This window comes from Pleionea mediterranea (assembly GCF_003148745.1).
Classification (GTDB): domain Bacteria; phylum Pseudomonadota; class Gammaproteobacteria; order Enterobacterales; family Kangiellaceae; genus Pleionea; species Pleionea mediterranea.
In genome coordinates, this window is record NZ_QGGU01000005.1 from 230,284 (window position 1) to 255,848 (window position 25,565).

Genomic DNA, 25,565 nt, shown 5'->3' on the forward strand with positions numbered 1-25,565 from the left:
ATAATTTTTTGAAATATTTATGCGTTTAAAAAAATCTCCAATTCAAATTTTTAACAATTTGAGATGAAGTTTTTATTCAAATTAACTAACAAACATACGTAGGATAGAGTCGCTTCGGCCAAAGCATAAAAAATTAACTATGGAGAAGATAAAATGAATAGAAAAGTATTATTAGCTGCATTATTTTCAGTCGCGAGTTCTACAGCTTTACTGGCAAAAGAGCCAACGCCTATTCCAGAAATGCAGGGCGCGAATAAAGCCACATCAGGCAGCGCCACCATGAAATGTCTTGTTGACACTCCTGCATGGGATAATTGGGGTTATGGTCGCTGCTTTTCGGTAGGTCATGCTCGTAGCACAACAGCGTACTTTCAAATTGAAGGTGGGCCTTCAAACTTTCGAGTGTACTGGTCAGACTCTCGTTGCAGCCAAAACTCAAAATCATGCTCCCTGCCAATTTATCAGTATCAAAGTATTAATTTAACTGCTGATGTTCTTGATTTATCTAACAACTCATTTTCATCAGTTAGTGCAACTGCACACTATGAAGGTTATCATTAAGTAATAAAAAAGCTACCTTGAGCCCTTCAAGGTAGCTTTATCCGCGTTCTAACTTTAAAGTTCTAGTTTTAAATTTCTAATTTACATTTCCTATAATGGCTTTAGCTTTTTAACGCCCTGGCCATCAACTGCAACATAAATATAGCCGTCATTCAGCTGCTGCACATTTCGAACACGGCCTATCCCTTCGAATAAAACTTCCTGATCGTAAACCTGATTATCATCATTAATTTTTACAAGAACAAGATAACCAAACTTAAGTGAACCAACTAATAAATGCCCTTGCCAATCAGGATACTTATCACTGGTGACGAATGTCATACCCGATGGCGCTATTGATGGCACCCAATAATGTTCAGGTTGTTCCATACCTTGTTTTTTTGTTAGCTCGGTAAAAGCACTGCCATCGTAGTTCACGCCATAGCTGATCACCGGCCAGCCGTAATTGCGGCCACGTTTTACGATATTAATTTCATCGCCGCCTTTAGGGCCATGTTCGTGGATCCAGATATCACCGGTTTCTGGATGTAATGCCATACCTTGGGGATTTCGGTGACCGTAAGAATAAATCGCTGGCTTATCGCCGGATAAAAAAGGATTGTCTTTTGGCACTTCTCCATCGTCGTGCAATCGATAGATTTTTCCACCATCAAGACTTAAGTTTTGAGGATTGGTTGAACGATTGCCGCGATCACCAATTGAGAAAAATAAATACCCTTGCCGATCAAACTCTATTCGGCTGCCGTAATGATGGCTGCGAGTAGAATTTGGCGTCGCTTTATAAACAACCTGTTTTTCCACCAGTTGATGATCCTTCAACTTGGCCCGGACAATAGCCGTATTATCGCCCCGACCTTCCCCTTCCGGACTTGCGAATGAAAAATAAATCCAGCCATTGTTGTTATAATCCGGATGCAATTCAATATCGAGTAGTCCGCCTTGATTACGGCTGGTAATTTTGGGTAATCCAGACACCTCTTTACGCTGACCGGTTTTAACATCAATCCGATACATTTGACCGGATCGCTCAGTCACTAAAAAAATACTGTCCGACAACTGCACCATACTCCAGGGCACATTTAAATCATCAATAATGGTTTCCACCTGATATTTGCTTGTTGCTTTATCGGCGGCAATAGCGGGTACAAACAAAACTTGGCCAACTGCGGTTAACATCAGCAAGCCGTGCATTAATCTTTTTATGGTTTGAGACATGTTAATCTCCTTGTGAGGGTGACTATTTGTTTAGTAATCCGTGAGGTTATTGTGACGACTTTATCGGGCAAATGGCAAGACATCCCGAATATCGCTTTTGTTTAAGGCCAACATAAGTAACCGGTCGAAACCTAACGCAACACCGCTGCAGTCAGGTAATCCGTGCTCCAAAGCAGCGATAAACGCCTGATCTATGTCAACACTGGGTCGATCTAATGTCTGCCGTACGGTTTGATCATGTTGAAAACGCTGCATCTGCTCTTTGGCATCGGTCAGCTCCCAAAAGCCATTGGCGAGTTCCAGACCATTGCAATAACATTCAAATCGTCCGGCAACGGTTTTGTCGGACAAAAGCCTGGCGAGCGACGATTGACTGGCCGGAAAGTCATACACAAAGGTTATACGTTGCTCAGCAATAATAGGTTCTATTTTTTCAGCAAACAACAGACTCAAATAATCCTCTCTCAACATATTATCGGGTAACTCACCGAGCAACTGCTCTGCCCGCTCGCTAAGTACTTCACCTGTTATCACAGTAGGATCCAGCGAAAGGTGATCGATAAATGCCTGCTGATAGGTGATGTTGGTTCGCTTCGTTATCCCGGTGATCTCCGAAACCAGCTCGTAGACTTCATCCATCAACTGATGATGATCCCAGCCCAGTCGATACCACTCCAGCAAAGTGAATTCCGGCTGATGCTTACGACCCTGTTCATCCGCCCGATAATTTTTAGCTAATTGATAAATATCGCCACTGCCTGCGGCTAATAGTCGCTTCATGGCATACTCGGGCGATGTTTGCAGATACATTTTTTGCTGCAATACATCTACTGACAGAGCCGTCATATAAGGATCCGTCACGGTATGCGGCATCAAAGCGGGAGTATCCACTTCCATCACCTGACGCTGTTGAAAAAACGTGCGCACCTGTTTCAAGGTATCGGCTCGCTGACGCAATGTATTAATCGAGGCTGTTGGCTGCCAATGGGTCATGCTATTGGTTCCCGGTTATTGAGTCGTCAAAAACTTTACCACTTTTGCTAAGGCAGAAAAAAAGGCAGCCAAGCTGCCTTTTTTGCATTACCAGTGCAACATTAGCGATATCAACTACTTGGCCCGTCCGGCATAAGTTCCGGTACGTGTATCGACTTTAATCTTTTCGCCAATCTGGACAAACAAAGGTACATTCACCACGGCGCCTGTGTTACAGGTCGCAGGCTTATTGCCACCACCGGAGGTATCGCCTTTTAAACCCGGATCCGTATCCGTTACTTCCAGAGTCACCTGAATCGGTGGCGTAATCACAATTGGGTTGCCATTCCAGGTAGTCACCATGCAAGTATCTTGCTCGATAAGCCATTGAGCATTATCGCCGACGGCTTTTGCATCAGCCGCAACCTGTTCAAATGAAGCCGGATCCATAAAGTGCCAGAACTCACCATCGGTATACAGATACTCCATATCCTGATCCATAACATCTGCGGCTTCAACAGATTCGCCCGATTTAAAGGTTCGCTCAACCATACGACCGGTCAGTAAATACTTTAATTTTGCACGCGCAAAAGCCTGCCCCTTGCCTGGTCGAACAAATTCATTCTCGACAATAATGCAGGGCTCATTATCTTGCATTATTTTTAGGCCATTACGAAATTCATTGGTAGAATAGGACGCCATCAAGCACCTCGGTTAAATCAATATCAACTGGTCATTTATGAAAGGCGCAATAATACCCTGTTCACCCCCCGTTTGTCACAGTATGGACTGGAAAAAGCAACTGGCTTCTGCGATTACATCACCTGCGGCATTGCTTCAGCAACTGGCACTTAAACCCGAGCAGGTTGGCAACGGACAAGCGGAACAACTATTCCCACTGCGCGTGCCTCAGCCTTATGTGGATCGGATGGAACCCGGCAACCCAGATGACCCATTGTTTAAGCAAATCTGGCCGGCCGATGAAGAATTTCGGCCAACTCCCGGTTACACCAGTGACCCTCTGGAAGAAGCGGATAGCAATCCAATACCGGGATTATTGCACAAATACGGTACGCGAGTACTTACTATCAGTGCAGCCAGCTGTGCCATCAATTGTCGCTATTGTTTTCGACGCCACTTTAATTATCAGGAACAATCCTATAGCGAGTCAGTTTGGGATAAATGGCTGGATTACATTGCCAAAAACCCGGAAATTGACGAAGTAATTCTTAGTGGTGGAGAACCACTGCTTATGAGTGATAACCGACTAAAGCGTCTGAGCGATAAGTTAGCTCAATTACCGCAGATAAAACGACTGCGCATCCATAGCCGCCTGCCGCTGGTCATCCCACTGCGCATTACCGATGAATTGCTTGAAACAGCCTCACAATCGCCGTTGCAATGGATACTGGTTTGGCACATCAATCACCCGAACGAAATAGACAGTCAGGTTGCTGAAGCGGCTCAAAAATGCCATCAAGCCGGAATTCGACAGTTTAACCAGTCGGTATTATTGAAAGGGGTGAATGACAACAGTGATGCTCTTTGTGCGCTCAGTGAAACACTTTTTGCTCATCATATTCAGCCCTATTATTTACATCTTTTGGATAAAGTTGCCGACACAGCACACTTCGATACAGCACTTGAAGCCGCTGAACAGTTATACCAGCAAATGTTAGCCCGACTGTCCGGCTATCTGATACCAAAACTGGTACGAGAGATCCCTGGCGAGCACTCAAAAACGCCCGTTTATTCCAGCAATTGTTAAGCAAAGCTTTGTTCAGCGCAGCTAAATTTCACTGACTTTTCCAATAATTGCGAACAAACGCCTCCTATTGTAAGCACTCACAAACCATCTATATCCTTATATCAGCTTGATTTCGTGACTTTTTGGCCGTTTTAGGCTATTGATTATATATCGATTTAAAAATGACTAGACGAGATTGCACTCTTTGAAAGAGGCTGTAAAATGAGCGGCTTAAGACACCAATGTATTCAATAATAAAAACGAACCATTCCAATACATGTTCAGGGATTGAAGACGTATGATCCAAGGGGATTTAGGGCTCACGATCAGGGCTCCAGAGCAGGTAAAACCAACTCTGGTAGCCAAACTGACACCTCGATACATCAGCAAATGGCTCGAAAGTTTGCCCATTGCTAATATTAGCGACTCATCGCGTCGGCTTTATCAAATGCTGCTCGACTGCAATAAATCCCATCTAAGTGATGAAGACCGATTTAAAATCTTAACGGCCTTGCAGCCATCCATCCAGATGGTTTTAAAGTCATTGTCAAAACACTTTACCGGCCACACTCTGAACCTGTCGGATAAACAAAAAAAGATCGCGGCATTAGTCCAGGCCATTCACACTGAGATGGCGATTGGATTTAAAACCATTATTGAGCATCAGGCTGCCAATCCAAGTTTGCTCAACAAAACCATGTTGCATACTTCCTTGTATCTATCTTTAGACTATCTCTCATTGACTGTGGTCCGGTGCTATCAGGTCTATACCGATGTGCCAGCCCGGCTTTGGAGTGAAATAAATACCATTTATCGCTTTTCAATCACTCAAAAACTGATTGATAAACCTTGTGTTATCCAGAACAGTAAAACTGAATTCACCATCAACGATGCTTTCCAAAAAATTTGTTTGCTGTCTATTGCCAACCCTTACCAACTAAGACAGCAAGAAATTGAAACCGTATACAGTGGACTTCAGGTTTATGTACCCTTTTGTAAACTTGAGCAATCGAGCCGTTTCGATAATCGTTACGTGGTCGATCTGAATCTAGCACTGCCTCCCACCCATCAGGCATTGATTAAAATCAGACCCAGCCAGTACACCTTGTCATTGAATCTGGATCAAATCGTCACCGAGTTACAGAAAAGTCTTAAGCAAAAACGCGGCAGTACCCGTGATGAAATGGCCATAGGTGGATTGTCCGCCAGACTGATACGGCATTTATTAAAAAGCTGGGCGCATCTTTCTTCACGGCACTTTGCCCGGACACCTTGTAATGGCCATATAAGTGTCAGTATTGGTTTAAGTGCCACTCATCAACTGCTAATAGGCGAAGAAATCGAAGACTACGTTGAATCGCTGGATCAATACGAAGGCAGCCTTCAAAATGCAACACTGGTTGACGATAACTCGACCGCCGATATGCTAAGTAATTTTGGCAATCAAAGTTATATTAATGCTACTTCTGACGAAGATATCTGGGCAAAGCTTTATCGGCCGAAAGGCGCCATGCCAGATACTCAGGAAATTGATTACAGTAAACAATTTAATCCTTCAGGCGAAGCCAGCCAGCCCCATTACGAGTTTGATTACGCAGAAATCATTAATATTAGTCCGGGAGGTTACTGCATCGATCTGGGCGAAAATCCACCTCAGAACACACAAGCAGGTGAAGTGATAGGCCTTGTTGAAACCGATGAACAGGGCGATCAAAACTGGCATATTGGTGTTATTCGTTGGATTAAACGCAGTAAAAAGCATCCGGGAGTATTACTTGGCGTACAATTGATTGCACCAGGCGCTAAGCCGGTACACTCACAACTCAAGCATGGCAAAACCAACGGCAAAGAATTTCAAAACGCTTTACTCTTGCCAGAGCTTAAAGGCATTGGACAGCCCGCGACAATCATTACCAACCCAGCAGTTTTCAATGCCCAACAAAAAATAACCATTGTCGATGGTGATGAATCCTTTGACGCACAACTGACAAAACTGGTGTCATCGTCACAGGGATATCGGCAGTTTTACTTTGAACGCGTAAACGGCCCATCCAACACATCATCAGATAGCCAGGGAGATAACCCAAAAGAAGATGGCTTCGATAATGTCTGGGATCTCATCTAGTCAAAAGAGCATTATTCAATACCCTTAGCACAAACCTTAAGAAACGGTACTAACGCACAAAATGACCCTGTTCCTTCGTATATTTCATAGGTTCAGTGGTTTCTAACTGGCCCGATCTCAGCTACAATCTTGTAAGGCAATTGTTTGATAGACAAGTATTTATTTCGTTACCATGACTATCCAATTGCTAATTTTGGTCGTTTAAAACTACGAGTACGTCGCTTAAACAACAACTCAAGACTTAAAGGAAATTTGAGACTGAATGGCTAACGATATAAAACCCGTTCATCTGCTGTTACTTGAACCCTCATCGAATGATGCTGAAACCATGATCACGACTTTGAGAAATCACGGCTACGCGGTTCGTGCCACTCAAGTGATAAAAGAAGACGACCTGCGAGAACATCTTTCACGTCAATCCTGGGATCTTTGTTTAACCCGAGCTGAAGTTAAAGGCCTCAACGCCACCCGTGTGATTGAGCTGATTAATGAATACAGCCGCGATGTGCCCGTTATTTTGATCACCGACGAAGACAATCAGGATGATCTCATATCCGCTTTAAAAGTAGGCATTAAAGACGCTGTGCCATTTAAGAGCCAGGAGCGTATGTATTTGCTGGCCAAGCGTGAGCTGGAAAATCTGGATCAGCGCAAACAGCGAAAAAAAGCAGAATTACAACTGACTGAAACGGAAAAGCGCTGCAGCCTGCTGCTGGATAGTTCACAAGATGCCATTGCCTACATTCACGACGGCATGCACATTTATGCCAATCAGGCTTATGTTGAATTGTTTGGTTTTGAAGATCCCGATGAACTACTCTGCATGCCAGTCATGGACATGATCAGCTCAGAATGTCACGGCGATTTTAAAGAATTCTTAAGACACTACGCCAAAAATCCTTCCAATAATAACTTTGCCTGTAAAGGTGTTACCGCCGACATGTCGAGTTTTGAGTCCATGTTAACCTTATCTAATGCAACTTATGATAATGAAGCCTGTACTCAGTTACTGATTAAAACAACTTCTGATAGTGCTGAGCTTGAAGCAAAAGTTAAAGAGTTGAGCGCGCAAGATGTTCTCACTGGCTTATACAACCAAAGCTACTTTCAAGAGAAACTCGATGAGTTTATCTCAACCAGTTCAGAGTCCGGACAACGTCGCCATTTAATGTTTGTTGAGCTGGATCAATACGCAGTTATCGAAAAAGAATTTGGTATTACTGGTACAGACGACATAATAACAGGTGTTGCCAATTGGTTAACGGAGCACTGTGACGATGACACTTTGCTGGCACGATACGGCAATGAGTCCTTTATGATGCTGGTTGATGAAGATGCACCAGATAAAGCCAAAACCTTCGCCGAAAACCTCTGTGCCAAAGTAAAAGATCACTTATTTGAAATTGAAGGTAAAACACAGAAGCTCACCTTTAGTATAGGTATTACACCGGCGGGTGATCAGGCGAATAATGCCAGAGAGCTGATTTCACATGCTCATGCAGCCTGTCTGCGTGCTCAATCGAAAAATGGCGATAACGCCAAAGTGTTCAATAAAATGGTTGACAGTGCGCACTCAGAAAACAGCGAAATGATCGAGAAGATCCACGATGCCATCGAGAATGAAAAACTAAAACTGCTGTTTCAACCGATTGTTAAATTACACGGCGACGAGCGAGCCATATATCAGTCACAACTAAAAATGGAAACCGACGAAGGCGACATTTCCACATCAGAAATTTTGCCGGTAGCCGAAGAGTCCGGACTTGCCGCCAAGCTTGATCGTTGGGTGATTATGCAATCCCTTAAACAATTGCATAAATCCGGCAGCAAAGCTTCTCTGGTAATAAATCTGTCAGCATCTGCACTCACCGATGAGAGCTTTGCCAACTACATTAATGATATTTTTAAATCGACAAAAATGCCTTCGTCTTCACTTATTATTAGTGTTAGAGCAAATGATGCACTGACCTATTTAAAACGAGTGATAGTGCTGTGCAAAACTTTACGAAAGCTCAAAGTACAGCTTGCGATCAGTCAGATTGATAACAGTAATGAACACTTTGCTTTAATGGATCAACTGCTGCCTCAGTTTGCCATCAGCAACGGTGACATCACCGCTCAATTGTCGGAAGGTGGTGATGCCATTTCAAACATCACACAAATTTGTAATGAAGCTCATCAACGTGATGTTCAAACCATTACACCGAATGTCGAAGATGCCGCTAGTCTTGCTGCCTTATGGCCATTAGGTGTCGGTTATATTCAGGGTCTCTATTTGCAAGCGCCAATGACAGACTTGAGTTTTGACTTTTCTTCCAGTGAGTTTTAATTGGCTTGTAGAAAAGAAATTTATTCCGCGTTTAACAGTTTAAGTAATTCACTCATATCGGGCTTCACGATTGCCGCTGAAGCCCGTTTTTTTACCGCTGGTTTTGCATCAAATGCAACCCCTAAACCGGCACTCGACATCATTGCCAGATCATTAGCGCCATCGCCAATAGCCCACACTTCATCCTGCGTTAATCCAAGCTGATCTTGAAGCGACAGTAAAATATTTCTTTTTTGTTCGCCATCAACAATATCGCCGACAAGTTTTCCTGTTAAATGACTGCCCGACTTTTCCAACTCATTGGCAAACGCATAATCAAGCTGCAGTTGAGACTTTAAAGCCTCTACAAAAGGGATAAATCCACCTGAGACCACCGCTATTTTTGCATTATTCTGCTTTGCCCAGGCAACCACATCAGTAACACCCGACGTCACGGGCAATGAAGACGCTAACGCAGTAACTTCCGTTAACGGCAAATCTTTCAATAGTGCAACGCGCTGCTTTAAACTTTGACTAAAATCCAGTTTTCCTTGCATCGCAAGCTCGGTTATTTCTGCCACTTGCTGATAAAACCCACATCGTCTTGCCAACTCATCAATACATTCCATCTGGATCAAAGTTGAGTCCATATCAAAAACCAGTAAACGGGGCTTTACCAGCACAGACTTCTGTTGTCGGATCGCATAATTTAAATCACTGTTAGATAATAAATGTCGGATTGACTCAATTACATCGGAGTCATTACCGTTGTTAAAAATAAGTCTAATTTGCTGCTCATCATAGAATTGATAAAACTCATGAACACTCGCCGCCAATAAAACATCCTGTATTGATGAATGTTGTTTCCAGAACTCACTCTCATCAGCAACCGGCCAAATCTGAACCGTTAACGCATGATTTCCAATCATTTTTAGCGCCGTATCTGCAGAACTGACCATCCTTTCAGAGTCATTTGGCTGCTCATCAAAACGCATGTTAACTTGCTTAAAGTATTTGTTATGTCTGCTCTCAGTCATCAAGCCTGCTGCCAGAAGTTAGTTTAGTGGAAAGTCTACCATCGCCAGTTAATTTTAACACCGAAGCAGGGCCATTGCCCTATACAGTGGAAATCTGCATAATCCAATCAGTTATATTTAATTCAGTGGATTTTGTGATGCCCAACTCTACGATCAGGATACAATCTGACAAGCCAACCAAGCAGAGCTCTACTGGGCTTAGCCTTACAAAATCAATCCTGACCATCAATGGTCTTATTGCTACCATATTTGTAGCGGCATGGATTTGGCTTAGCTGGCAAATGGACTTTTTGTTAAATCAGCGAACTGACGAGCTTGGCCACCAACTGGCAGAAGTTACCGCATTTGCCAGTGCCGAAGCGGTTATAGCCGAAGACGAAGTCTATTTAAACGCACTGATAAAGAGAATAAATCAAAAAGAATTTGTTGAGCAGGTCGCTATTCATCGTGTTGATGGCACTCTTCTTGTTCAGACAAAAACGCAGCCAACTAACCAGAAAACTACATTAAGCAGCAATACTACCAACCTAGATGAAGAAAATCCTTCCGACGATGGTTTACAGCAAGACGATTTACAACAGACAACCGCCGAAGTCGTACAAAGACAGAATCAAACTCAGACGCTTTCTGATCCCATTGATAAAAACTGGACTGACTGGGTAATAGCCTATTTTCCCAGCTATCAAACAGACAATACGCTTTATATGGCAACCATTAATTGGGAAGGCAGCGACGTTGGCTGGGTACAGGTTACGCTAAACAGAGGGTTGATAGAATCAGATATTCGTAAAGCCAGTTACACACTGTCACTATTCACTCTTGCTGCCTTTTTGATCATCAGTCTTTTAAGCGCACTGATTTTATGGCACCGGCACAATAAAATAAAATCGATGCTATTGGAGCACCAAAATACTCAGCCCCAGTCACCTTTAGATAAGTCAGAAGTCGAGCTGAGCAACTTACACCAAACAGCATTACAGTTAAAACACAATCGTGCCTCAAACAATGATGTACACTTTAAAAACGTGACATCAGATCGCAATACGACTCAACTAAAAAATATAGTGCACCAAGGTTATATTATGATTGTCAGAATAATACAGTCAGATCATAACCGCTCGAATACTCAATTAATTGCTGTCACGGATACCGCACAGCATATGCTAAGTGATATAGCGGCGTACTTATCATTGAACTTTTACTGCACAGATCGCGATCAAACACTTCTGACAGCCTCCAGCAATAAGTCCGATGACGTTATCAAGCTAGTCTATTTACTGTTGAATTTAAATAAAGCATTAAATAAAAGAAAACAACTCGGGTTATCATTTAATGCATTGCTAGACAACACACAAGTAACGTTATACCAGACCGATGCAGGTATTATAAAAGCAGAGAATGGGCACTTAACATCGCTACTCAGTCAGTTCAGACGATTAAAACATGCTATTTGGATTGCCAGGTCAGCAGCGAAAAATATGCCTTTGTCCGAGCAAAATGACAGTATTTTTTCAAATAATATTGTTATCGAAAACAATACGGATAAAACACTTACCATAAATGAAGACACTCAAAGTTTACTAGAGCGTTTTGCCAACAGTCTGGTGACTAAATATTTTCCTGAAACAAATACTTAGCCATTAAGTATCTAACAAACTATATAGAAAACTACAGAAATGAAGGCGAGTCATTACTCGCCTTAGGATTCATAGCTAAATTTTTTGTTACTTCCCAGTTCCCTCGCAGGTTTAACTTTTTTCATCAACCTCAAGCAGATCAACCTTCTGAAAACCGCGTGGCAGCTTATTGCCTCGGCGGCCTCGTTCACCACGATAATGCTCCAGATCACGCATTTTTAATCGCAGATGACGTTTACCGCTGTGAACCAACAACTCTACATTTTCAGACACCACCGCCACATCAATAACAAATTCTTCTCGTGATAAAACACGGGCCGAGGGAATGCTGATAATTTTGTTACCTTTGCCTTTAGAAAGACAGGGCAGATCTCTTAATGGAAACACCAGTAAACGCCCCTCATTGGTGACGGATACACACAGTTCCTGCTCGTAATTGGTCACGGGCTTGGGTGCAATAACTTTGGCGCCTTTTGGTAAATTCAACAGCGCTTTTCCGTTTTTATTACGCGTGACAAAATCTTCAAATTTTGCAACAAAGCCATAACCGGCATCTGACGATACTAAAAACAAATCATTATCCTGACCCATTGCGGTTGCAACAAAGACAGAACCGGCTATGGGATTAAAACGCCCGGTTAGCGGTTCTCCCTGCCCCCTGGCAGACGGCAATGAATGAGCCGGTAAAGCAAAACTTCGACCGCTAGAGTCGAAAAATACCGCTTGCTGATTGCTTTTACCTTCCGAGCTCGACAAATAACTGTCGCCCGATTTGTAATTCAACTTACCGGCATCAATATCGTGACCTTTAGCGCATCGAACCCACCCCTTTTCCGATAGCACAACGGTCACAGGCTCGGTTGGTACCAGATCCGTTTCATCCATGGCTTTTGCTTCTTCACGCGCAACAATGGGCGAACGACGGTCATCGCCAAATTCTTTTGCTGTTTCAATCAGTTCTTTTTTAACCAATGTTTTCAGACGACGGGCTGATCCTAACGTTTGTTCCAGTTTATCCCGTTCTTTGCTTAACTCATCTTGATCACTCCGAATTTTCATTTCTTCAAGACGGGCCAATTGACGCAATTTAGTGTCAAGAATGTAATTGGCCTGAACCTCTGTCAGTTCAAAGCGTTGCATAAGAACTTGCTTGGGTTCATCTTCGGTACGAATAATGTGGATCACTTCATCAATATTGAGAAAAGCGATCAACATACCTTCCAATAAATGCAATCGATCGGTTACTTTGGTCAGCCTGTGTTGCAAACGACGACGTGTGGTTTCGGTTCGAAACTCCAGCCACTCACTTAAGAATTGGTTGAGCGGCTTAACCTGGGGTTTATGATCGATGCCTATCACATTCATGTTCACGCGGTAGTTTTTCTCAAGATCCGTTGTCGCAAACAAGTGACGCATTAATGATTCGGTATCCACGCGATTCGAGCGAGGAATGATCACAAACCGCGTCGGAGTTTCATGGTCGGATTCATCACGCAGATCAGACACCATGGGTAATTTCTTGGCCTGCATTTGCTGAGCAACCTGCTCCATAATTTTATTTCCGGACACTTGATGTGGTAGAGCAGTAATAACTATTTCACCGTCTTCGGTATGATATCGCGCACGCATTTTGACACTACCACGTCCGGTTTCATAAATTTTCAGCAAGTCATCTTTTGGGGTAATAACTTCCGCATCCGTTGGGTAATCGGGTCCCTTAATGTATTGATGCAAATCGGCAACGGAAGCTTTTGGATTATCTAACAAGTGCACACAGGCATCGGCGACTTCGCGTAAGTTATGCGGTGGAATATCGGTAGCCATACCAACGGCGATACCGGTAGTACCGTTTAATAATAAATTAGGTAAACGAGCGGGCAAAATTTTAGGCTCGTTCATGGTGCCATCAAAATTGGGGATCCAGTCGACCGTGCCATGACCTAATTCGCTGAGTAAAACTTCCGAATACTTTGACAGTTTTGATTCGGTATAACGCATCGCGGCGAACGATTTTGGATCATCAGGTGAGCCCCAGTTTCCCTGCCCATCAACCAGCGTATAACGATAAGAAAATGGCTGTGCCATTAATACCATGGCTTCGTAACAGGCTGAGTCACCATGAGGATGAAACTTACCCAGCACATCACCCACGGTACGCGCCGATTTTTTGTATTTGGCAGAAGCTTTAAGTCCCAGTTCACTCATGGCGTACACAATACGACGTTGAACTGGTTTTAATCCGTCACCAATGTGTGGCAATGCACGATCCATAATTACGTACATGGAGTAATTTAAGTACGCTTTTTCGGTAAACTCCGCCAGCGACTGCTGCTCAACACCTTCGTAGTTAAAATCCATAACAGTGGAAAACCTCTTTCTTATACTTCAGCCAAGTTGCCTTTCGATTCAAGCCATATTTTTCGATCACTGGCTCGCTTTTTACCCAGCAACATGTCCATAATCTGTTCGGTTGATTGCATATCATCAATCGATAACTGCACCAGACGACGAGTGTCTCGAGCCATTGTGGTTTCTCGAAGTTGCGCAGGGTTCATTTCACCCAACCCTTTAAAGCGTTGCACATTAACTTTACCGCGTTTTTTCTCGGCTTCTATACGATCCAGAATGCCATTTTTCTCATCTTCATCCAGCGCATAAAACACTTCTTTGCCCACATCCACCCGGTACAAGGGTGGCATCGCCATATAAAAATGACCAGCGTCCACCAAAGGTCTGAAATGTTTTACAAACAACGCACAAAGCAGTGTCGCAATATGCAATCCATCAGAATCCGCGTCCGCCAGTACGCATATTTTACCGTAACGTAGCTTTTCCAGATTATCGGTATTGGGATCCAGCCCTATGGCAATCGAAATATCATGAACTTCCTGAGACGCCAAAATATCATGGGCATCCACTTCCCAGGTGTTTAATATCTTCCCTCGTAGCGGCATAATCGCCTGATAATCTTTATCCCGGGCTTGTTTCGCACTGCCTCCTGCAGAATCCCCTTCCACCAGAAACAATTCGGCATTCATCGGATCTTGGCCAACACAGTCAGCCAGTTTACCCGGCAGTGCAGGTCCTGAGGTGATTTTTTTACGTGCGACTTTTTTGCCTGCCCGCAACCGTTTATGAGCATTGCTGATGGCTAACTCGGCCAGTTTATCGCCTAAGTCAGAATGTTGATTCAACCAGAGACTGAACGCATCTTTAACGATACCGGAAACGAAAGCGGCGCACTGACGGGAAGACAGTCGCTCTTTGGTTTGCCCGCTAAACTGGGGATCTTCTAATTTGACCGATAGCACGTAGCTGAGTTTGTCCCAGACATCTTCCGGTGCCAACTTAACCCCTCGTGGCAGCAGATTGCGAAACTCACAAAACTCCCGCATGGCTTCAAGTAAGCCTGTTCTCAGGCCATTAACGTGGGTGCCGCCTAATGCGGTTGGTATTAAGTTAACGTAGCTCTCGGCAATGATTTCGCCGCCTTCAGGCAACCAATGTAATGCCCAGTCAACCGCTTCTGACTGGCTGCTAAAACTGCCCGTGAATGGCTCTTCGGGTAGTGTTTCAAAACCATCTGCAGAAGCGGCCACATAATCGGTTAAACCATTTTCATAAAACCACTCGACCTCATCATTATTGACGCGATCAACAAGCTTCATTTTGAGCCCTGGACAGAGTACTGCTTTTGCTTTGAGCAAATGCTTTAAACGGGGCACAGAAAATCTGGAAGAATCAAAGTACTGGGCATCAGGCCAGAAAGTAACGGTGGTGCCAGTATTTCGCTTTCCAACTTCACCAATGACTTCCAGATCACTGACTTTATCACCGTGTTCAAAGGCCATCATTTGCTCTTGGCCATTACGCTTCACTTTAACTTCAACGCGCTTTGACAAAGCATTCACCACACTGATCCCTACGCCGTGCAGTCCGCCAGAAAACTGGTAACTTTTATTCGAAAACTTTCCGCCCGCATGCAGTTTGGTCAAAATCAACTCAACGCCCGGTATTCCCTCTTCCGGGTGTATATCGGTAGGCATGCCTCGCCCATCATCCGACACCGACATGGCGCCATCTTTTTCAAGGGTCACGATTATTTGACTGCAATGCCCGGCCAGGGCTTCATCCACACTGTTGTCGATCACTTCCTGACCCAGATGATTTGGGCGTACCGTATCGGTATACATACCTGGGCGTTTTTTGACCGGCTCAAGACCGTTCAACACTTCGATGGAATCGGCGGTGTACTGACTCATAAACACTCTGATGATTTGATTAAACTGTGGAGGCTAATGTTGGCGTTTTCGATGACGCTTGGCAAGTGTTATTGCGTGGCTTTTTGATTGAGTTGCTCAATCTGTAAGCAAGTTACCATGGGGCTTCTGTAAAGATTGTTTTTAAAACACCAGGGAAAGAATTTGTTTAACAAAAGTAATTAATAGCCCTTAATGGTGTAGTCTACTGTAAATTCTATGTCATGGATTCTGTGAACCACCGATTCAATCTGGCCATTATTATGCAGTGTTAAATAACGATAACCGGGGGCTTCTTCTCCGGCAGAAAAATCACTTGAGCCTGGTTTAAATTGCACACAGGTTGAAGGCGTTGATAACAAGGCAACGCCTTGATGTTCTCCTGAGTAATCCTGATGAACGTGCCCCCATAAAAAACATCGTGTAGCCTGATGATTTTGAACACTGTCAAAAAGCACCTGCGCATTTTTTATGCCCAGGTTATCAAGCCAGTCACTGCCAACAGGAACCGGTTGGTGATGCATCACCACTAAAAGATGTTTATCCGGGTATTGCTGCTGCGCCCGCTCAAGCAAATCAACATCCTGCTGACTGATATTGCCATAAACTTTTCCTTTGACCGACGAATCGAGCATCACAATTTGCCAGTTGCCCGACAGCAGTTGTTTTTCAGGATATACGTTGCCACCTTTGAGTATTTTCGCCATCACTTCAGGATTGTCATGATTGCCCGGGATCCAGAAACAGGGCACACCCATTTCTTGTAATTTCTGATACAGATACTGGTAAGAGTTTTCTGAAGCGTCTTGTGACAGGTCTCCGGTTACCAATACCATATCAGGTGCAAACTCTTCTTTATTAATGCGTTCCAGCACAGCTTCCAGACTGACACGGGTATTGAGCCCCAGCAGCTTACCTTCGTCTTCCGAAAAAATATGACTGTCTGTGATCTGAATAATCCGAACACAGTCAGTACTTAATGTATTTATCTGCTTACTCAACGCTAATTCCTGCCCCATTTATATTCCCTGCCTGGCACTGGCTTGTGGATTATTCACTGCAATCACCTGAATCGATAATCACTGGCATGGCAACCTTTTCAACATTTTGCTGAAAACATTGAGACAAACATTGTGACAACAACTGATTACGTTGCACCTTGTCATCAGGATAATGCTTAACTTGCTTCGGGTAAGGATGCTGATGCTTCGGCGCATGATTTCGATTTGGCTCCATGACCTCTGCCAACTGGGCATCATGATATAACCGCACTTTAAGTTTTACCGGACTCACCCACTCACTGCTGGAAAGCTCAACCGAAATAATTAAGGTGGTGGTGTAGCGAGCTTCATCCACTATCGACAAATAAAATGGCAGACGAATGCTGTCATCGTTGTTCGCTTTGATTAAACGCTGGAGATAATCACCCGTTCCGGACGCCACGGGCTGTTTCTCAGCCGCCCGTAAAAGACGCAACAACAAAGCGTAGTTTTGCTCACACTGAGCCATAAACTCTGCTAAATCTGGAACATACTTTCGTCTAACTGCATTCATTTTGGTACCGCTATGCACCCGCCAATATTAAAAGCTTAATGTTTATTGTTCGCATTGATCTTCCAATTATTACTGCCACTATTGCCTTATGCATCAACCAATTTAACTTAAAATGACTAAATGGCGCTAATCAAAAGGCTGACAGTATTACTCTGCGTTTTGCCCAGAAGCCTCTTATAAGCAATAGCAATAAAGGAAAGATAAACACGCTCTAGTCTATTTTAGGCATGAAACCCCTGCAATAACACCTCAGGATGGCGATATTTTCATATGTAGCGGTTTAATTGTGATTGATTTAACATTAACCACTGCACCCCAATAATTGTCATAGCATTATTTAAACGCCCCTGTTCAAGCCAGCTGAAAGCCTGTTGAAACGATAAAATATGAACTTTTATGTCTTCGTTCTCATCCGCAAGGCCGCCATATTCAGCAACCTTACCGGCATCAACCAGACCGCAAAATAAATAGAACTTTTCATCAGAACCACCGGGACTCACCCAGTATTCATACAGAGGAATCAGCTTATCGGGCACACAGCCGGCTTCTTCCTCTGATTCCCTGACGGCCACTTCATCTGGCGACTCATCGGGTTCGACAATACCCGCCACCAATTCCAGCAGCCATGGATTATCGGCTTTAGCAGCGGCAGCACCCGCTCTAAACTGCTCAACCAGAATGATTTGCTGGCGGCGAATGTCCACCAATAAAACGCCAACCGCTTCGCCGCGCATAAATACTTCTCGAACTACATTATTTAGTTGCCCACCCTCAAAACAATCATAATCAAGGGTCAGCGCATCCACTTTGAAAAAACCTTTAAACACTGATTTGTTGTCTTTTATGACGTATTTCACCGCTTCTCACTCATTAATCTAACCAATCCATTCGACAAGCGAGACAGAATCGCTTGTCTTCATCACTGATATTGTTGTTTTTTAAGCTAATATCCTTGACTATAATGGACTAGCCAGTAATCTGATTGCAAATAGCGTATTAATGGGCTAGATCACACCATCGATGTGTTATTAACTCAATTCTAAAGTGCGGATAAAACAAAGAGTGCCAAAATGAATAAAGAAAAAGCACGCTTTAATATGATTGAGCAACAAATCAGGCCATGGGGTATCCACCAGGCCAATGTTCTTGATTTAATGAGTAGCCTTCCCAGAGAAGTGTTTGTACCGGACGATCAAAAGAGCCTGGCGTTTGCCGATCTGAATATCCAGCTGGCGCATAATCAGCAAATGTTCACTCCTCGTGAAGAAGCTCGCATGTTGCAGGCACTGGCGCTTAAGCACAGCGACAAGGCTCTGGAAATTGGCACCGGTAGCGGCTTTTGTTCAGCTCTTATTGCTTCACAAGTCAATGAATTACTCACTATCGACATTTATCCAGAATTTATCACAGCTGCTGAAACACGCTTTAAGAGCCTCAACTTACATAACATTCAAACCGAAGTGGCCGATATTACTCAAGATTGGCAACCTAATAACTTGTACGATGCAATATCCATTACCGCAGCACTTAGCAGCCCACCCAACGATTATCTCAATTTGCTTAATCCGGGTGGCAGGCTTTTTTGTGTCGAAGGCAAACTGAATAATCAATACGCTAAGCTATATACCTGTCAAACAAAAGGCAAATACAGCATTCAAAGCCTGTTTGAAATGAGTACGCCAAACCTGATAAATGAATCCGCAAAAGAAAGCTTCGTGTTCTAACCGATTCAGCCTAAACGGACACAACAACATTCGTTTACAATTCGACAAGACTCTATGACAAAATATCCGGTAAGTTATTGAGCATTATAGTGACTGATACCGATAAACCTGTCATAGAGACAAACAATCTGTGACTTTAATGACTTATTTTCATTGGGATCCCAAAACGGAGATATATTTTGAAAAAGCAATACAAATGGCTTGCGGCCACCGGAATCATTTTATCAGCTAGTTTGCAGCCAGCATTTTCACAAACGGGTTTGTTGGAGGTCTATCAGCAAGCAACACAACAAGATCCACAATTACTCGCCAGTGAAATGGGGTTAAAAGCAACGGAAGAAAGAGTTGATCAAAGCTTCTCTGCTCTGTTACCGACAATATCGGGCAGCATTACTCGTAGTCGTTCAGACAGTGAAGGTCAGCAAAACATTTTCTTTCCACCGGCAACGACCGATACAACCAGTACATCAAAATCATTAACCTTGAGCCAGGTAATCTATGATCACCGTGCATGGACAGGGCTTGATATTCGTAAAAAACAAGCTCTCAAAGCAGGGGTTGATCATGAATCGGTGAAACAGAACTTAATTCTTCGTGTGTCTGAAGCTTACTTTAATGTTCTTGCCGCTCAAGATGGTGTCGACTTTTCTACTGCAGAAATGAAAGCGATTAAACAAGAGCTTGAGCAAACCAATCAAAAGTTTGAAGTAGGACTTATTGCTATTACGGATGTGCATGAAGCACAGGCGCGTTACGATCAGGCGGTTGCGAATAATATTCAAGCTCAAAATACGCTTGATAACGCATCCGAAGCATTGCGAGAGATATCCAACCGTTATTACCAAAGTTTAAATCCCTTGCAAACACAGTTTAAACTAAAGTCACCACAACCTAATAACATTGACGACTGGTTAACTCAGGCAGAGCAATCAAACTTAAATCTCAGCGCTCGAAAAATTGATAAAGATATTGCCCGGGAAACCATCAAGCTTAATTTTGCAGGGCATTATCCTTTCCTTAACTTATCGGCTTCATACTCGGATAGCGATTCTGACAGTACGTCCACACAAGCTGAAGTGGATGATAATGGAGTTATTGAGCCTGGTCCAGATGGGAATCCTAATTTCATAACAACTGAGCGTACAACCATTAATGAAAGAAGCAGTGTCTCTCTAACATTAAATGTACCTATTTACTCTGGTGGCGAAACACAATCTAAAGTTAGAGAAGCGCAACACATGTTTCAACAAGCCGTGCATAACATGGACAGTGCTTATCGAGCAGCCGCCCGGCAAACACGAAGCGCGTTTTTAGGCATTCAGGCATCCATAAGCTCAGTTAAGGCATTGGAACAATCAACGGTTTCAAGTCAAGCGGCACTTGAAGCAACTCAAGCAGGTTTTGAAGTAGGCACACGAACCATCGTTGATGTATTAAACGCCACTCGTACACTCTACAATGCGAAACAAAATCTGGCGCGCGCCCGGTATGATTACATCTTAAATACATTAAGATTAAAACAAGCAGCGGGTACTTTATCTGTTCAAGACTTAAAGCAGGTTGATCAACTACTTAAAAATTAAAGTTATAAAACCTGAATTCAAGACCAATAAAAAAGGGCTTTTCAAAAGCCCTTTTTTATATGATAAATTAACATCGAATCCCTATCGATGACAAAGATACACACAACACTATTTTGTTAAAAACTTATCCAGCAACTTAATCGTTTTGCTTAAAGCGCCCCGATTGGATTCGACAACGTTTGCGCCGGCTTTTCCCATCTTTTTTCGCAGAGTCTCATCTTTCGACAAATCAATCAGTACACGATGTAAGTTATCTTCATTGATCAGTTTTGCACCGCCTGATTCAACCATGGTTTTAAATACATCATCAAAATTAAAAATATTTTTCCCGGACAAAACAGGCTTGCGCAATGCTGCAGGCTCCAAAGGATTATGCCCACCTCTTTCAATTAAACTGCCGCCGACAAAGGCAACATCAGATGCATGGTAACAGTACATTAACTCACCCATACTATCGCATAAAAATACTTCATCAGACATGGACAAAGACTGTGACTCAGATCGTTTTGCTAACTTAAAACCTCTTTGTTCAATCAGCTCCGAAACTGAATCAAATCGCTCGGGATGTCGGGGCACTATGATCAACTTTGAGTTAATGCCGGCATCCAGCATAAGTCTATGAGCGCTTAATACAATTTCATCTTCGCCAACGTGAGTACTTCCAGCAACCCAGATGAATGGGCGTGCATCAAGCCAGGGTTTAAAAATCGCCTGCGTTTTAGCATCGAGATTATCAGGCAGGCGTAAATCGAACTTAATACTGCCAGTTACACTCACTTTATCTTCGTGGGCACCAAGTTTGATGAATCTTTCTGCATCGCCTTTATTCTGACAGGCTAAATGCGTTATCGGCTTGATTAACAGCCGATTGGTTGGAATAGGTAAGCGAGAGTAATTATCAGCTGAACGAGCTGACAGTCGAGCATTAACTACGACAACCGGCACTTTTCGTTTTTTACTGTAATGAATGAAGTTAGGCCATAACTCTGTTTCCATAATTATGGTTAGCTTGGGATTTATTTTCTCAATAAAGCGGTTTACCACCCAGGGTAAATCATAAGGTGAATACAAATGAATTATCGACTCACCCAGTAGACTCTGGATCCGTTCGGCACCTGTTGGTGTGGTGGTGGTCACCACAATGGCGTAATCTGGGTATTCACTTAATAATCGTTTGATAATGGGCACAGCAACCAGAGACTCGCCAACAGATACCGCGTGTATCCAGATGGTTTTATTTACTCTGGGACTTTTAAACAGGCTAAAGTGCTCTTTCCAGCGTTTACGATAGGCAGGATACTGACGTCCTTTGATATACAAGTTTAGCAACGCCATAGGCAATGCCATTAAAAAGATTAAAGAGTAAATAAACCTGAACACGGAAAATCCATCATCGTTTTTAACGTAATTTTAACATAGCCTGCCACTATAGTAGACCGAGTTTGCTCTATGCCACAAACTTCGCTAGCCTTAGTCTGGCTTAAATGTATACAAATACAACCGCTTACATTATTGGAGCAATTGCGATGGAAGTTACAGCACCTTACAGCACAGAAATACTGTTTGCCATTGCTATTGTATTTAGCTTAATAGGATTAAGTTACTTTATCACTGCCCTAAAAGCCTTAAAACAAGCGAGGTTAGTGAAATCAGGGTTTCGATTATTGCTGGCAGTAATATTTTTGCCTATTGCACTGATTGCTATGACCATTTTAACCGGAATACACGGCTATAACCGCTTGACCCATGAAGAACTTGTGGCATCCATACAGGTCAGTCCCATAAGTGAGCAATCATTTCAGGCTCAGCTTACCTTTACAGATGGGCGTCAGTCTCATTTTGTGCTTGAAGGCGATGAAATACAAATAGACGCCAATATCATCAAATGGAAGCCCATCGCGAATATATTAGGTTTACATACTCATTATGAGCTGAGCCGCATCTCTGGACGCTATCACCATTTATCAGATGCCAGACGCAAACCGATCTCTGCGTACGATTTGGGCGATCAACAATTGATAAATCTTGTCTCATTACGCAAACAGTATGATTCTTTTGGCTACCTACTCGATGCAGAATATGGCTCGGCCAGTTTTATTTCGGCCAATCAACCGGCTCAGTTTCAATTGTACGTTTCAACCAGTGGCTTACTGATCCGTAAAGTTTTCAATAAACCATGAGTGATATGTCAATGAACTAGACTTACCATGAAGTAAGAAGCTAGCCGTGCATATTAAGCCTTGCCATTAATACTTTATCAAAGTTTCTTTTGAGCTCTTTTTTGTTCCGCTTTTTTCCGCCTGACTTCTTTAGGATCCACCAACAATGGCCGGTAAATTTCTACTCTATCAAGTTCTCTTAACTCAGTATTGAGTTCACACAACTTACTGAATATCCCTATTTTACAGTCGTTCAGGTCAATTTCAGGATAATCTGTTAATATACCCGAAAGCCTTATGGCCTGCTCAGCCGTCGTTCCTTCTGCCACATCGAGCGGAACAAGCATTTGTGATTCAGGTAACGCATAAACAACTTCAACTTTCATAATGATTATCCGTACTGCTTTTTTGCCTGCTCAATAAACGCTTGCATCATATTTGCTGTAATGGTCTCAAACGCCTTGCTAAACGCCATTCCCATCAGTCGGTTTTTAAACTTAAAATCCAGAGAAAAAGTCACACGACAAGCGTTCTGCTCCAATCGTTTAAAACGCCAGATGCCTAATAAATATTCAAATGGCCCATCTAACAGGCGCATGTTGATTTCTTCGTTTAATTTTAGGGTGTTTTCCGTCGTAAAAGAGCTGGAAAAACCGGCTTTTTCAATATTAAGTGAAGCTATCATTTTTGATTCTGATGATTCAATAATTTTAGAACCACTGCATCCATCTATATATTCAGGATAAGCCTCGACATCATTAACCAGAGCATACATCTGCTCAACAGAGAAAGGTACCAATGCTGACTTTTCAACCTGTGACACTGAAAGATCCTCAATCATTACAACTTAACAACACCTATTGTAACACTCAAACAATAATACAGCAGATGCATCAACGAATAACTTTAAGCTTCATCTGCATCACCGTATAATAAAGCGCTAAACAAGAGATGAGATTATGGCAAAAAAGAAAAAAGTACCCGGCAACGTTATTGCACAAAACAAAAAAGCGCGTCACGACTATTTTATTGAAGACACGCTCGAAGCAGGGCTGGTGCTCGAAGGCTGGGAAGTAAAAAGTCTTCGAGACGGAAAAGCAAACCTGACGGAAGGCTATATTTTCCTAAAAGATGGAGAGGCCTGGCTTTTAAGCTGCCATATATCACCGTTACAAACCGCATCAACTCACATAAATCCTAACCCTATCCGCTATCGTAAGTTATTGCTGCATAACCGTGAACTTGGCAAAATATTTGGTGCACAACAAAAAGAAGGCTATACCATAGTTGCCTTAAAGCTCTACTGGAAAAATAACAAGGTCAAGCTCGAGATTGGGTTAGCTAAAGGCAAAAAACTGCACGACAAGCGTGCAACACAGAAAGAACGTGAATGGAACCGAACGAAACAGCGGGTTTTGAAACACAGTTAAACAATGCCCATCATTGATTTAATACATCAGTCGATGTGCAATAATCTGTGTCGATAATCTATCAAAACTGTATTTGCGCTATAATTAAAACTGCGATCACCGCGGAGTGGAACATCCAAATGCCTGTAAAAGCTGCCAATGGCAACAAGAGACCTAACTCGCTGTTTATTTTGGTGTTTTTAACACTATTAGCGGGTTGTAGCGGACTAAAGACATCGCACACAGAAGCCGAGGTTACCAGCGCGAAAACAACGGTTTCAAAGCGCTCAATCGGCGACACTATCGCTCTATTGGAACAAGGCGACGATAAAACCGCAAAGCAGTCCTTATTATATTTACTCAGCACCGATCCAGACGATAAAACGGCCAAACGGTTGCTCTCGCAAATCATTGAAGATCCAGTTAAACGATACGGCTCTGATTACTTTAACTATACAGTAAAGTCCGGTGAGTCCTTTGCTCTTTTGGCAAAACGTTATCTTGGGCATTCATTAGAATTTTACGGGCTCTCTCGTTATAACAATATCAATAATCCTTCAAGCATTTACGCCGGGCAAATAGTTCGAATACCCAAGTCAAAGCAGTATCCAGCACCAAACTCCATTACACAAAAAATACAGACGTTAAAAAAACTACTTGATAGTCATCAGCATACGGCAGCACTAACACTCGCTTTTCAAGGTACGCCAATTCTTCAAAATACTGCGAAAAACCGACAACTGATCAATCGCACTTTACAGCAGTATATGGAAAGTCTCACTACGCCAGAACAACTTGTTAATGCAGAAAGTACTTTGTCATCCTATATACACCCAAGTAACCCTTATAACACTGCTATAAAGCGCACCATCAAAGCCATAAGCTATCGGCTACTATTATCCCAAAGTCACGCTTCTACACTGCAAAAAGATTATGACAGTGCATATCAATTGATCATTAAGGCTAAAGGCCTTAAACAGAAACAAACTGCTTTGGCAAAAACTATCATCAACTCTATTACAGAGGCTTTTCATCGAACAGCGGTGCTTTATTTTCGGGATCAGGATTTGGAAAGAGCAATACATCTATGGGATAAAATTCTAAAGATAGATCCTGAACATGAGTCAGCAAAAATCTATCGCTCCCGAGCAACTGAATTAAACTTAAGACTTAAAAATTTACAATAGCTGCTGTTACAATTAAATAAAGCTACATAAAACAGCTAAGCTTATCGAGCCCATTTAAAACCTCAATAACCATTTTCTAAACATAAAA

The 25,565-nt window shown here is 42.8% G+C and carries 22 protein-coding genes; 10 read left to right on the forward strand and 12 right to left on the reverse strand.

Annotation, left to right across the window (positions count from 1 at the left end):
* The first annotated feature begins 153 nt into the window (after nucleotides 1–153).
* Complete coding sequence (locus C8D97_RS08225; RefSeq protein ID WP_109763283.1) at nucleotides 154–561, forward strand: hypothetical protein; 408 nt, start codon at nucleotides 154–156, stop codon at nucleotides 559–561.
* 90 nt (nucleotides 562–651) lie between these two features.
* Here the strand turns inward: C8D97_RS08225 and C8D97_RS08230 are convergent, their stop codons facing one another.
* The 3 genes from C8D97_RS08230 to efp all read right to left on the reverse strand — a co-directional run bounded on the left by C8D97_RS08230 (nucleotide 652) and on the right by efp (nucleotide 3,450).
* Entirely contained in the window at nucleotides 652–1,776 is a 1,125-nt protein-coding gene (locus C8D97_RS08230; RefSeq protein ID WP_109763284.1) for a PQQ-dependent sugar dehydrogenase, read from the reverse strand.
* A 60-nt stretch (nucleotides 1,777–1,836) separates the two neighbouring features.
* The gene (gene epmA, locus C8D97_RS08235) at nucleotides 1,837–2,769 is read right to left on the reverse strand and encodes an EF-P lysine aminoacylase EpmA (RefSeq protein WP_109763285.1); all 933 of its coding nucleotides are present in this window, start codon (nucleotides 2,767–2,769) and stop codon (nucleotides 1,837–1,839) included.
* A 114-nt stretch (nucleotides 2,770–2,883) separates the two neighbouring features.
* The gene (gene efp, locus C8D97_RS08240; RefSeq protein ID WP_109763286.1) at nucleotides 2,884–3,450 is read right to left on the reverse strand and encodes an elongation factor P; all 567 of its coding nucleotides are present in this window, start codon (nucleotides 3,448–3,450) and stop codon (nucleotides 2,884–2,886) included.
* 37 nt (nucleotides 3,451–3,487) lie between these two features.
* On the opposite strand from efp, the gene epmB reads away from it, so the two are divergent.
* From epmB to C8D97_RS08255, 3 genes are all read left to right on the forward strand, one after another.
* A complete protein-coding gene (epmB, locus tag C8D97_RS08245; RefSeq protein ID WP_210204893.1) occupies nucleotides 3,488–4,516 on the forward strand; it encodes an EF-P beta-lysylation protein EpmB in 1,029 nt (342 codons plus the stop codon).
* A 277-nt stretch (nucleotides 4,517–4,793) separates the two neighbouring features.
* A complete protein-coding gene (locus C8D97_RS08250) occupies nucleotides 4,794–6,620 on the forward strand; it encodes a hypothetical protein (protein WP_109763288.1) in 1,827 nt (608 codons plus the stop codon).
* A 262-nt stretch (nucleotides 6,621–6,882) separates the two neighbouring features.
* Nucleotides 6,883–8,949 carry an EAL domain-containing response regulator gene (locus C8D97_RS08255; protein ID WP_109763289.1) on the forward strand — a complete coding sequence of 689 codons (2,067 nt, stop codon included), beginning with the start codon at nucleotides 6,883–6,885 and terminating at the stop codon, nucleotides 8,947–8,949.
* Nucleotides 8,950–8,969: 20 nt separating this feature from the next.
* Here the strand turns inward: C8D97_RS08255 and serB are convergent, their stop codons facing one another.
* A complete protein-coding gene (gene serB / locus C8D97_RS08260) occupies nucleotides 8,970–9,965 on the reverse strand; it encodes a phosphoserine phosphatase SerB (protein WP_109763290.1) in 996 nt (331 codons plus the stop codon).
* Between the two features lie 281 nt (nucleotides 9,966–10,246).
* Here serB and C8D97_RS08265 point away from each other — a divergent pair, with 281 nt between their 5' ends.
* The gene (locus C8D97_RS08265; RefSeq protein ID WP_146196123.1) at nucleotides 10,247–11,602 is read left to right on the forward strand and encodes a hypothetical protein; all 1,356 of its coding nucleotides are present in this window, start codon (nucleotides 10,247–10,249) and stop codon (nucleotides 11,600–11,602) included.
* A gap of 111 nt (nucleotides 11,603–11,713) precedes the next feature.
* Here C8D97_RS08265 and parC read toward each other — a convergent pair whose 3' ends face one another.
* The 5 genes from parC to C8D97_RS08290 all read right to left on the reverse strand — a co-directional run bounded on the left by parC (nucleotide 11,714) and on the right by C8D97_RS08290 (nucleotide 18,272).
* The gene (gene parC, locus C8D97_RS08270) at nucleotides 11,714–13,960 is read right to left on the reverse strand and encodes a DNA topoisomerase IV subunit A (RefSeq protein ID WP_109763292.1); all 2,247 of its coding nucleotides are present in this window, start codon (nucleotides 13,958–13,960) and stop codon (nucleotides 11,714–11,716) included.
* A 20-nt stretch (nucleotides 13,961–13,980) separates the two neighbouring features.
* Nucleotides 13,981–15,864: a DNA topoisomerase IV subunit B gene (parE, locus tag C8D97_RS08275; protein ID WP_109763293.1), complete on the reverse strand. Its 1,884-nt coding sequence runs from the start codon at nucleotides 15,862–15,864 to the stop codon at nucleotides 13,981–13,983.
* Nucleotides 15,865–16,043: 179 nt separating this feature from the next.
* A complete protein-coding gene (gene cpdA, locus C8D97_RS08280; protein ID WP_109763294.1) occupies nucleotides 16,044–16,880 on the reverse strand; it encodes a 3',5'-cyclic-AMP phosphodiesterase in 837 nt (278 codons plus the stop codon).
* A gap of 31 nt (nucleotides 16,881–16,911) precedes the next feature.
* The gene (locus C8D97_RS08285) at nucleotides 16,912–17,415 is read right to left on the reverse strand and encodes a DUF1249 domain-containing protein (RefSeq protein ID WP_109763295.1); all 504 of its coding nucleotides are present in this window, start codon (nucleotides 17,413–17,415) and stop codon (nucleotides 16,912–16,914) included.
* A 266-nt stretch (nucleotides 17,416–17,681) separates the two neighbouring features.
* Nucleotides 17,682–18,272, reverse strand: a complete 591-nt coding sequence (locus C8D97_RS08290; protein WP_109763296.1) for an NUDIX domain-containing protein — start codon at nucleotides 18,270–18,272, stop codon at nucleotides 17,682–17,684.
* 213 nt (nucleotides 18,273–18,485) lie between these two features.
* Here C8D97_RS08290 and C8D97_RS08295 point away from each other — a divergent pair, with 213 nt between their 5' ends.
* The gene (locus C8D97_RS08295; RefSeq protein WP_109763297.1) at nucleotides 18,486–19,139 is read left to right on the forward strand and encodes a protein-L-isoaspartate O-methyltransferase family protein; all 654 of its coding nucleotides are present in this window, start codon (nucleotides 18,486–18,488) and stop codon (nucleotides 19,137–19,139) included.
* Nucleotides 19,140–19,318: 179 nt separating this feature from the next.
* On the forward strand, nucleotides 19,319–20,722 hold the full coding sequence (locus tag C8D97_RS08300; protein ID WP_170115193.1) for a TolC family outer membrane protein: 1,404 nt from the start codon (nucleotides 19,319–19,321) through the stop codon (nucleotides 20,720–20,722).
* Between the two features lie 108 nt (nucleotides 20,723–20,830).
* Here C8D97_RS08300 and waaA read toward each other — a convergent pair whose 3' ends face one another.
* A complete protein-coding gene (gene waaA, locus C8D97_RS08305; protein ID WP_109763299.1) occupies nucleotides 20,831–22,102 on the reverse strand; it encodes a lipid IV(A) 3-deoxy-D-manno-octulosonic acid transferase in 1,272 nt (423 codons plus the stop codon).
* Nucleotides 22,103–22,248: 146 nt separating this feature from the next.
* Here waaA and C8D97_RS08310 point away from each other — a divergent pair, with 146 nt between their 5' ends.
* Entirely contained in the window at nucleotides 22,249–22,902 is a 654-nt protein-coding gene (locus C8D97_RS08310; RefSeq protein ID WP_109763300.1) for a hypothetical protein, read from the forward strand.
* A gap of 77 nt (nucleotides 22,903–22,979) precedes the next feature.
* On the opposite strand, the gene C8D97_RS08315 is transcribed toward C8D97_RS08310, so the two are convergent.
* Both C8D97_RS08315 and C8D97_RS08320 read right to left on the reverse strand, forming a co-directional pair.
* On the reverse strand, nucleotides 22,980–23,267 hold the full coding sequence (locus C8D97_RS08315; RefSeq protein ID WP_109763301.1) for an RnfH family protein: 288 nt from the start codon (nucleotides 23,265–23,267) through the stop codon (nucleotides 22,980–22,982).
* 5 nt (nucleotides 23,268–23,272) lie between these two features.
* Nucleotides 23,273–23,704 carry a type II toxin-antitoxin system RatA family toxin gene (locus C8D97_RS08320; RefSeq protein WP_109763378.1) on the reverse strand — a complete coding sequence of 144 codons (432 nt, stop codon included), beginning with the start codon at nucleotides 23,702–23,704 and terminating at the stop codon, nucleotides 23,273–23,275.
* 136 nt (nucleotides 23,705–23,840) lie between these two features.
* On the opposite strand from C8D97_RS08320, the gene smpB reads away from it, so the two are divergent.
* Nucleotides 23,841–24,311 carry an SsrA-binding protein SmpB gene (gene smpB, locus C8D97_RS08325; protein WP_109763302.1) on the forward strand — a complete coding sequence of 157 codons (471 nt, stop codon included), beginning with the start codon at nucleotides 23,841–23,843 and terminating at the stop codon, nucleotides 24,309–24,311.
* A gap of 119 nt (nucleotides 24,312–24,430) precedes the next feature.
* Nucleotides 24,431–25,477, forward strand: coding sequence for a LysM peptidoglycan-binding domain-containing protein (locus C8D97_RS08330; protein WP_109763303.1), 1,047 nt, complete (start codon nucleotides 24,431–24,433; stop codon nucleotides 25,475–25,477).
* Nucleotides 25,478–25,565: the final 88 nt, after the last annotated feature.

What these genes read in the sequence shown, in the direction of transcription:
- C8D97_RS08225 (WP_109763283.1), top strand. Translation starts at nt 154, where the DNA reads ATGAATAGAAAAGTATTATTAGCTGCATTATTTTCAGTCGCGAGTTCT.
- C8D97_RS08230 (WP_109763284.1), bottom strand. Translation starts at nt 1,776, where the DNA reads ATGTCTCAAACCATAAAAAGATTAATGCACGGCTTGCTGATGTTAACC.
- epmA (WP_109763285.1), bottom strand. Translation starts at nt 2,769, where the DNA reads ATGACCCATTGGCAGCCAACAGCCTCGATTAATACATTGCGTCAGCGA.
- efp (WP_109763286.1), bottom strand. Translation starts at nt 3,450, where the DNA reads ATGGCGTCCTATTCTACCAATGAATTTCGTAATGGCCTAAAAATAATG.
- epmB (WP_210204893.1), top strand. Translation starts at nt 3,488, where the DNA reads ATGAAAGGCGCAATAATACCCTGTTCACCCCCCGTTTGTCACAGTATG.
- C8D97_RS08250 (WP_109763288.1), top strand. Translation starts at nt 4,794, where the DNA reads ATGATCCAAGGGGATTTAGGGCTCACGATCAGGGCTCCAGAGCAGGTA.
- C8D97_RS08255 (WP_109763289.1), top strand. Translation starts at nt 6,883, where the DNA reads ATGGCTAACGATATAAAACCCGTTCATCTGCTGTTACTTGAACCCTCA.
- serB (WP_109763290.1), bottom strand. Translation starts at nt 9,965, where the DNA reads ATGACTGAGAGCAGACATAACAAATACTTTAAGCAAGTTAACATGCGT.
- C8D97_RS08265 (WP_146196123.1), top strand. Translation starts at nt 10,247, where the DNA reads ATGGACTTTTTGTTAAATCAGCGAACTGACGAGCTTGGCCACCAACTG.
- parC (WP_109763292.1), bottom strand. Translation starts at nt 13,960, where the DNA reads ATGGATTTTAACTACGAAGGTGTTGAGCAGCAGTCGCTGGCGGAGTTT.
- parE (WP_109763293.1), bottom strand. Translation starts at nt 15,864, where the DNA reads ATGAGTCAGTACACCGCCGATTCCATCGAAGTGTTGAACGGTCTTGAG.
- cpdA (WP_109763294.1), bottom strand. Translation starts at nt 16,880, where the DNA reads ATGGGGCAGGAATTAGCGTTGAGTAAGCAGATAAATACATTAAGTACT.
- C8D97_RS08285 (WP_109763295.1), bottom strand. Translation starts at nt 17,415, where the DNA reads ATGAATGCAGTTAGACGAAAGTATGTTCCAGATTTAGCAGAGTTTATG.
- C8D97_RS08295 (WP_109763297.1), top strand. Translation starts at nt 18,486, where the DNA reads ATGAATAAAGAAAAAGCACGCTTTAATATGATTGAGCAACAAATCAGG.
- C8D97_RS08310 (WP_109763300.1), top strand. Translation starts at nt 22,249, where the DNA reads ATGGAAGTTACAGCACCTTACAGCACAGAAATACTGTTTGCCATTGCT.
- C8D97_RS08315 (WP_109763301.1), bottom strand. Translation starts at nt 23,267, where the DNA reads ATGAAAGTTGAAGTTGTTTATGCGTTACCTGAATCACAAATGCTTGTT.
- smpB (WP_109763302.1), top strand. Translation starts at nt 23,841, where the DNA reads ATGGCAAAAAAGAAAAAAGTACCCGGCAACGTTATTGCACAAAACAAA.
- C8D97_RS08330 (WP_109763303.1), top strand. Translation starts at nt 24,431, where the DNA reads ATGCCTGTAAAAGCTGCCAATGGCAACAAGAGACCTAACTCGCTGTTT.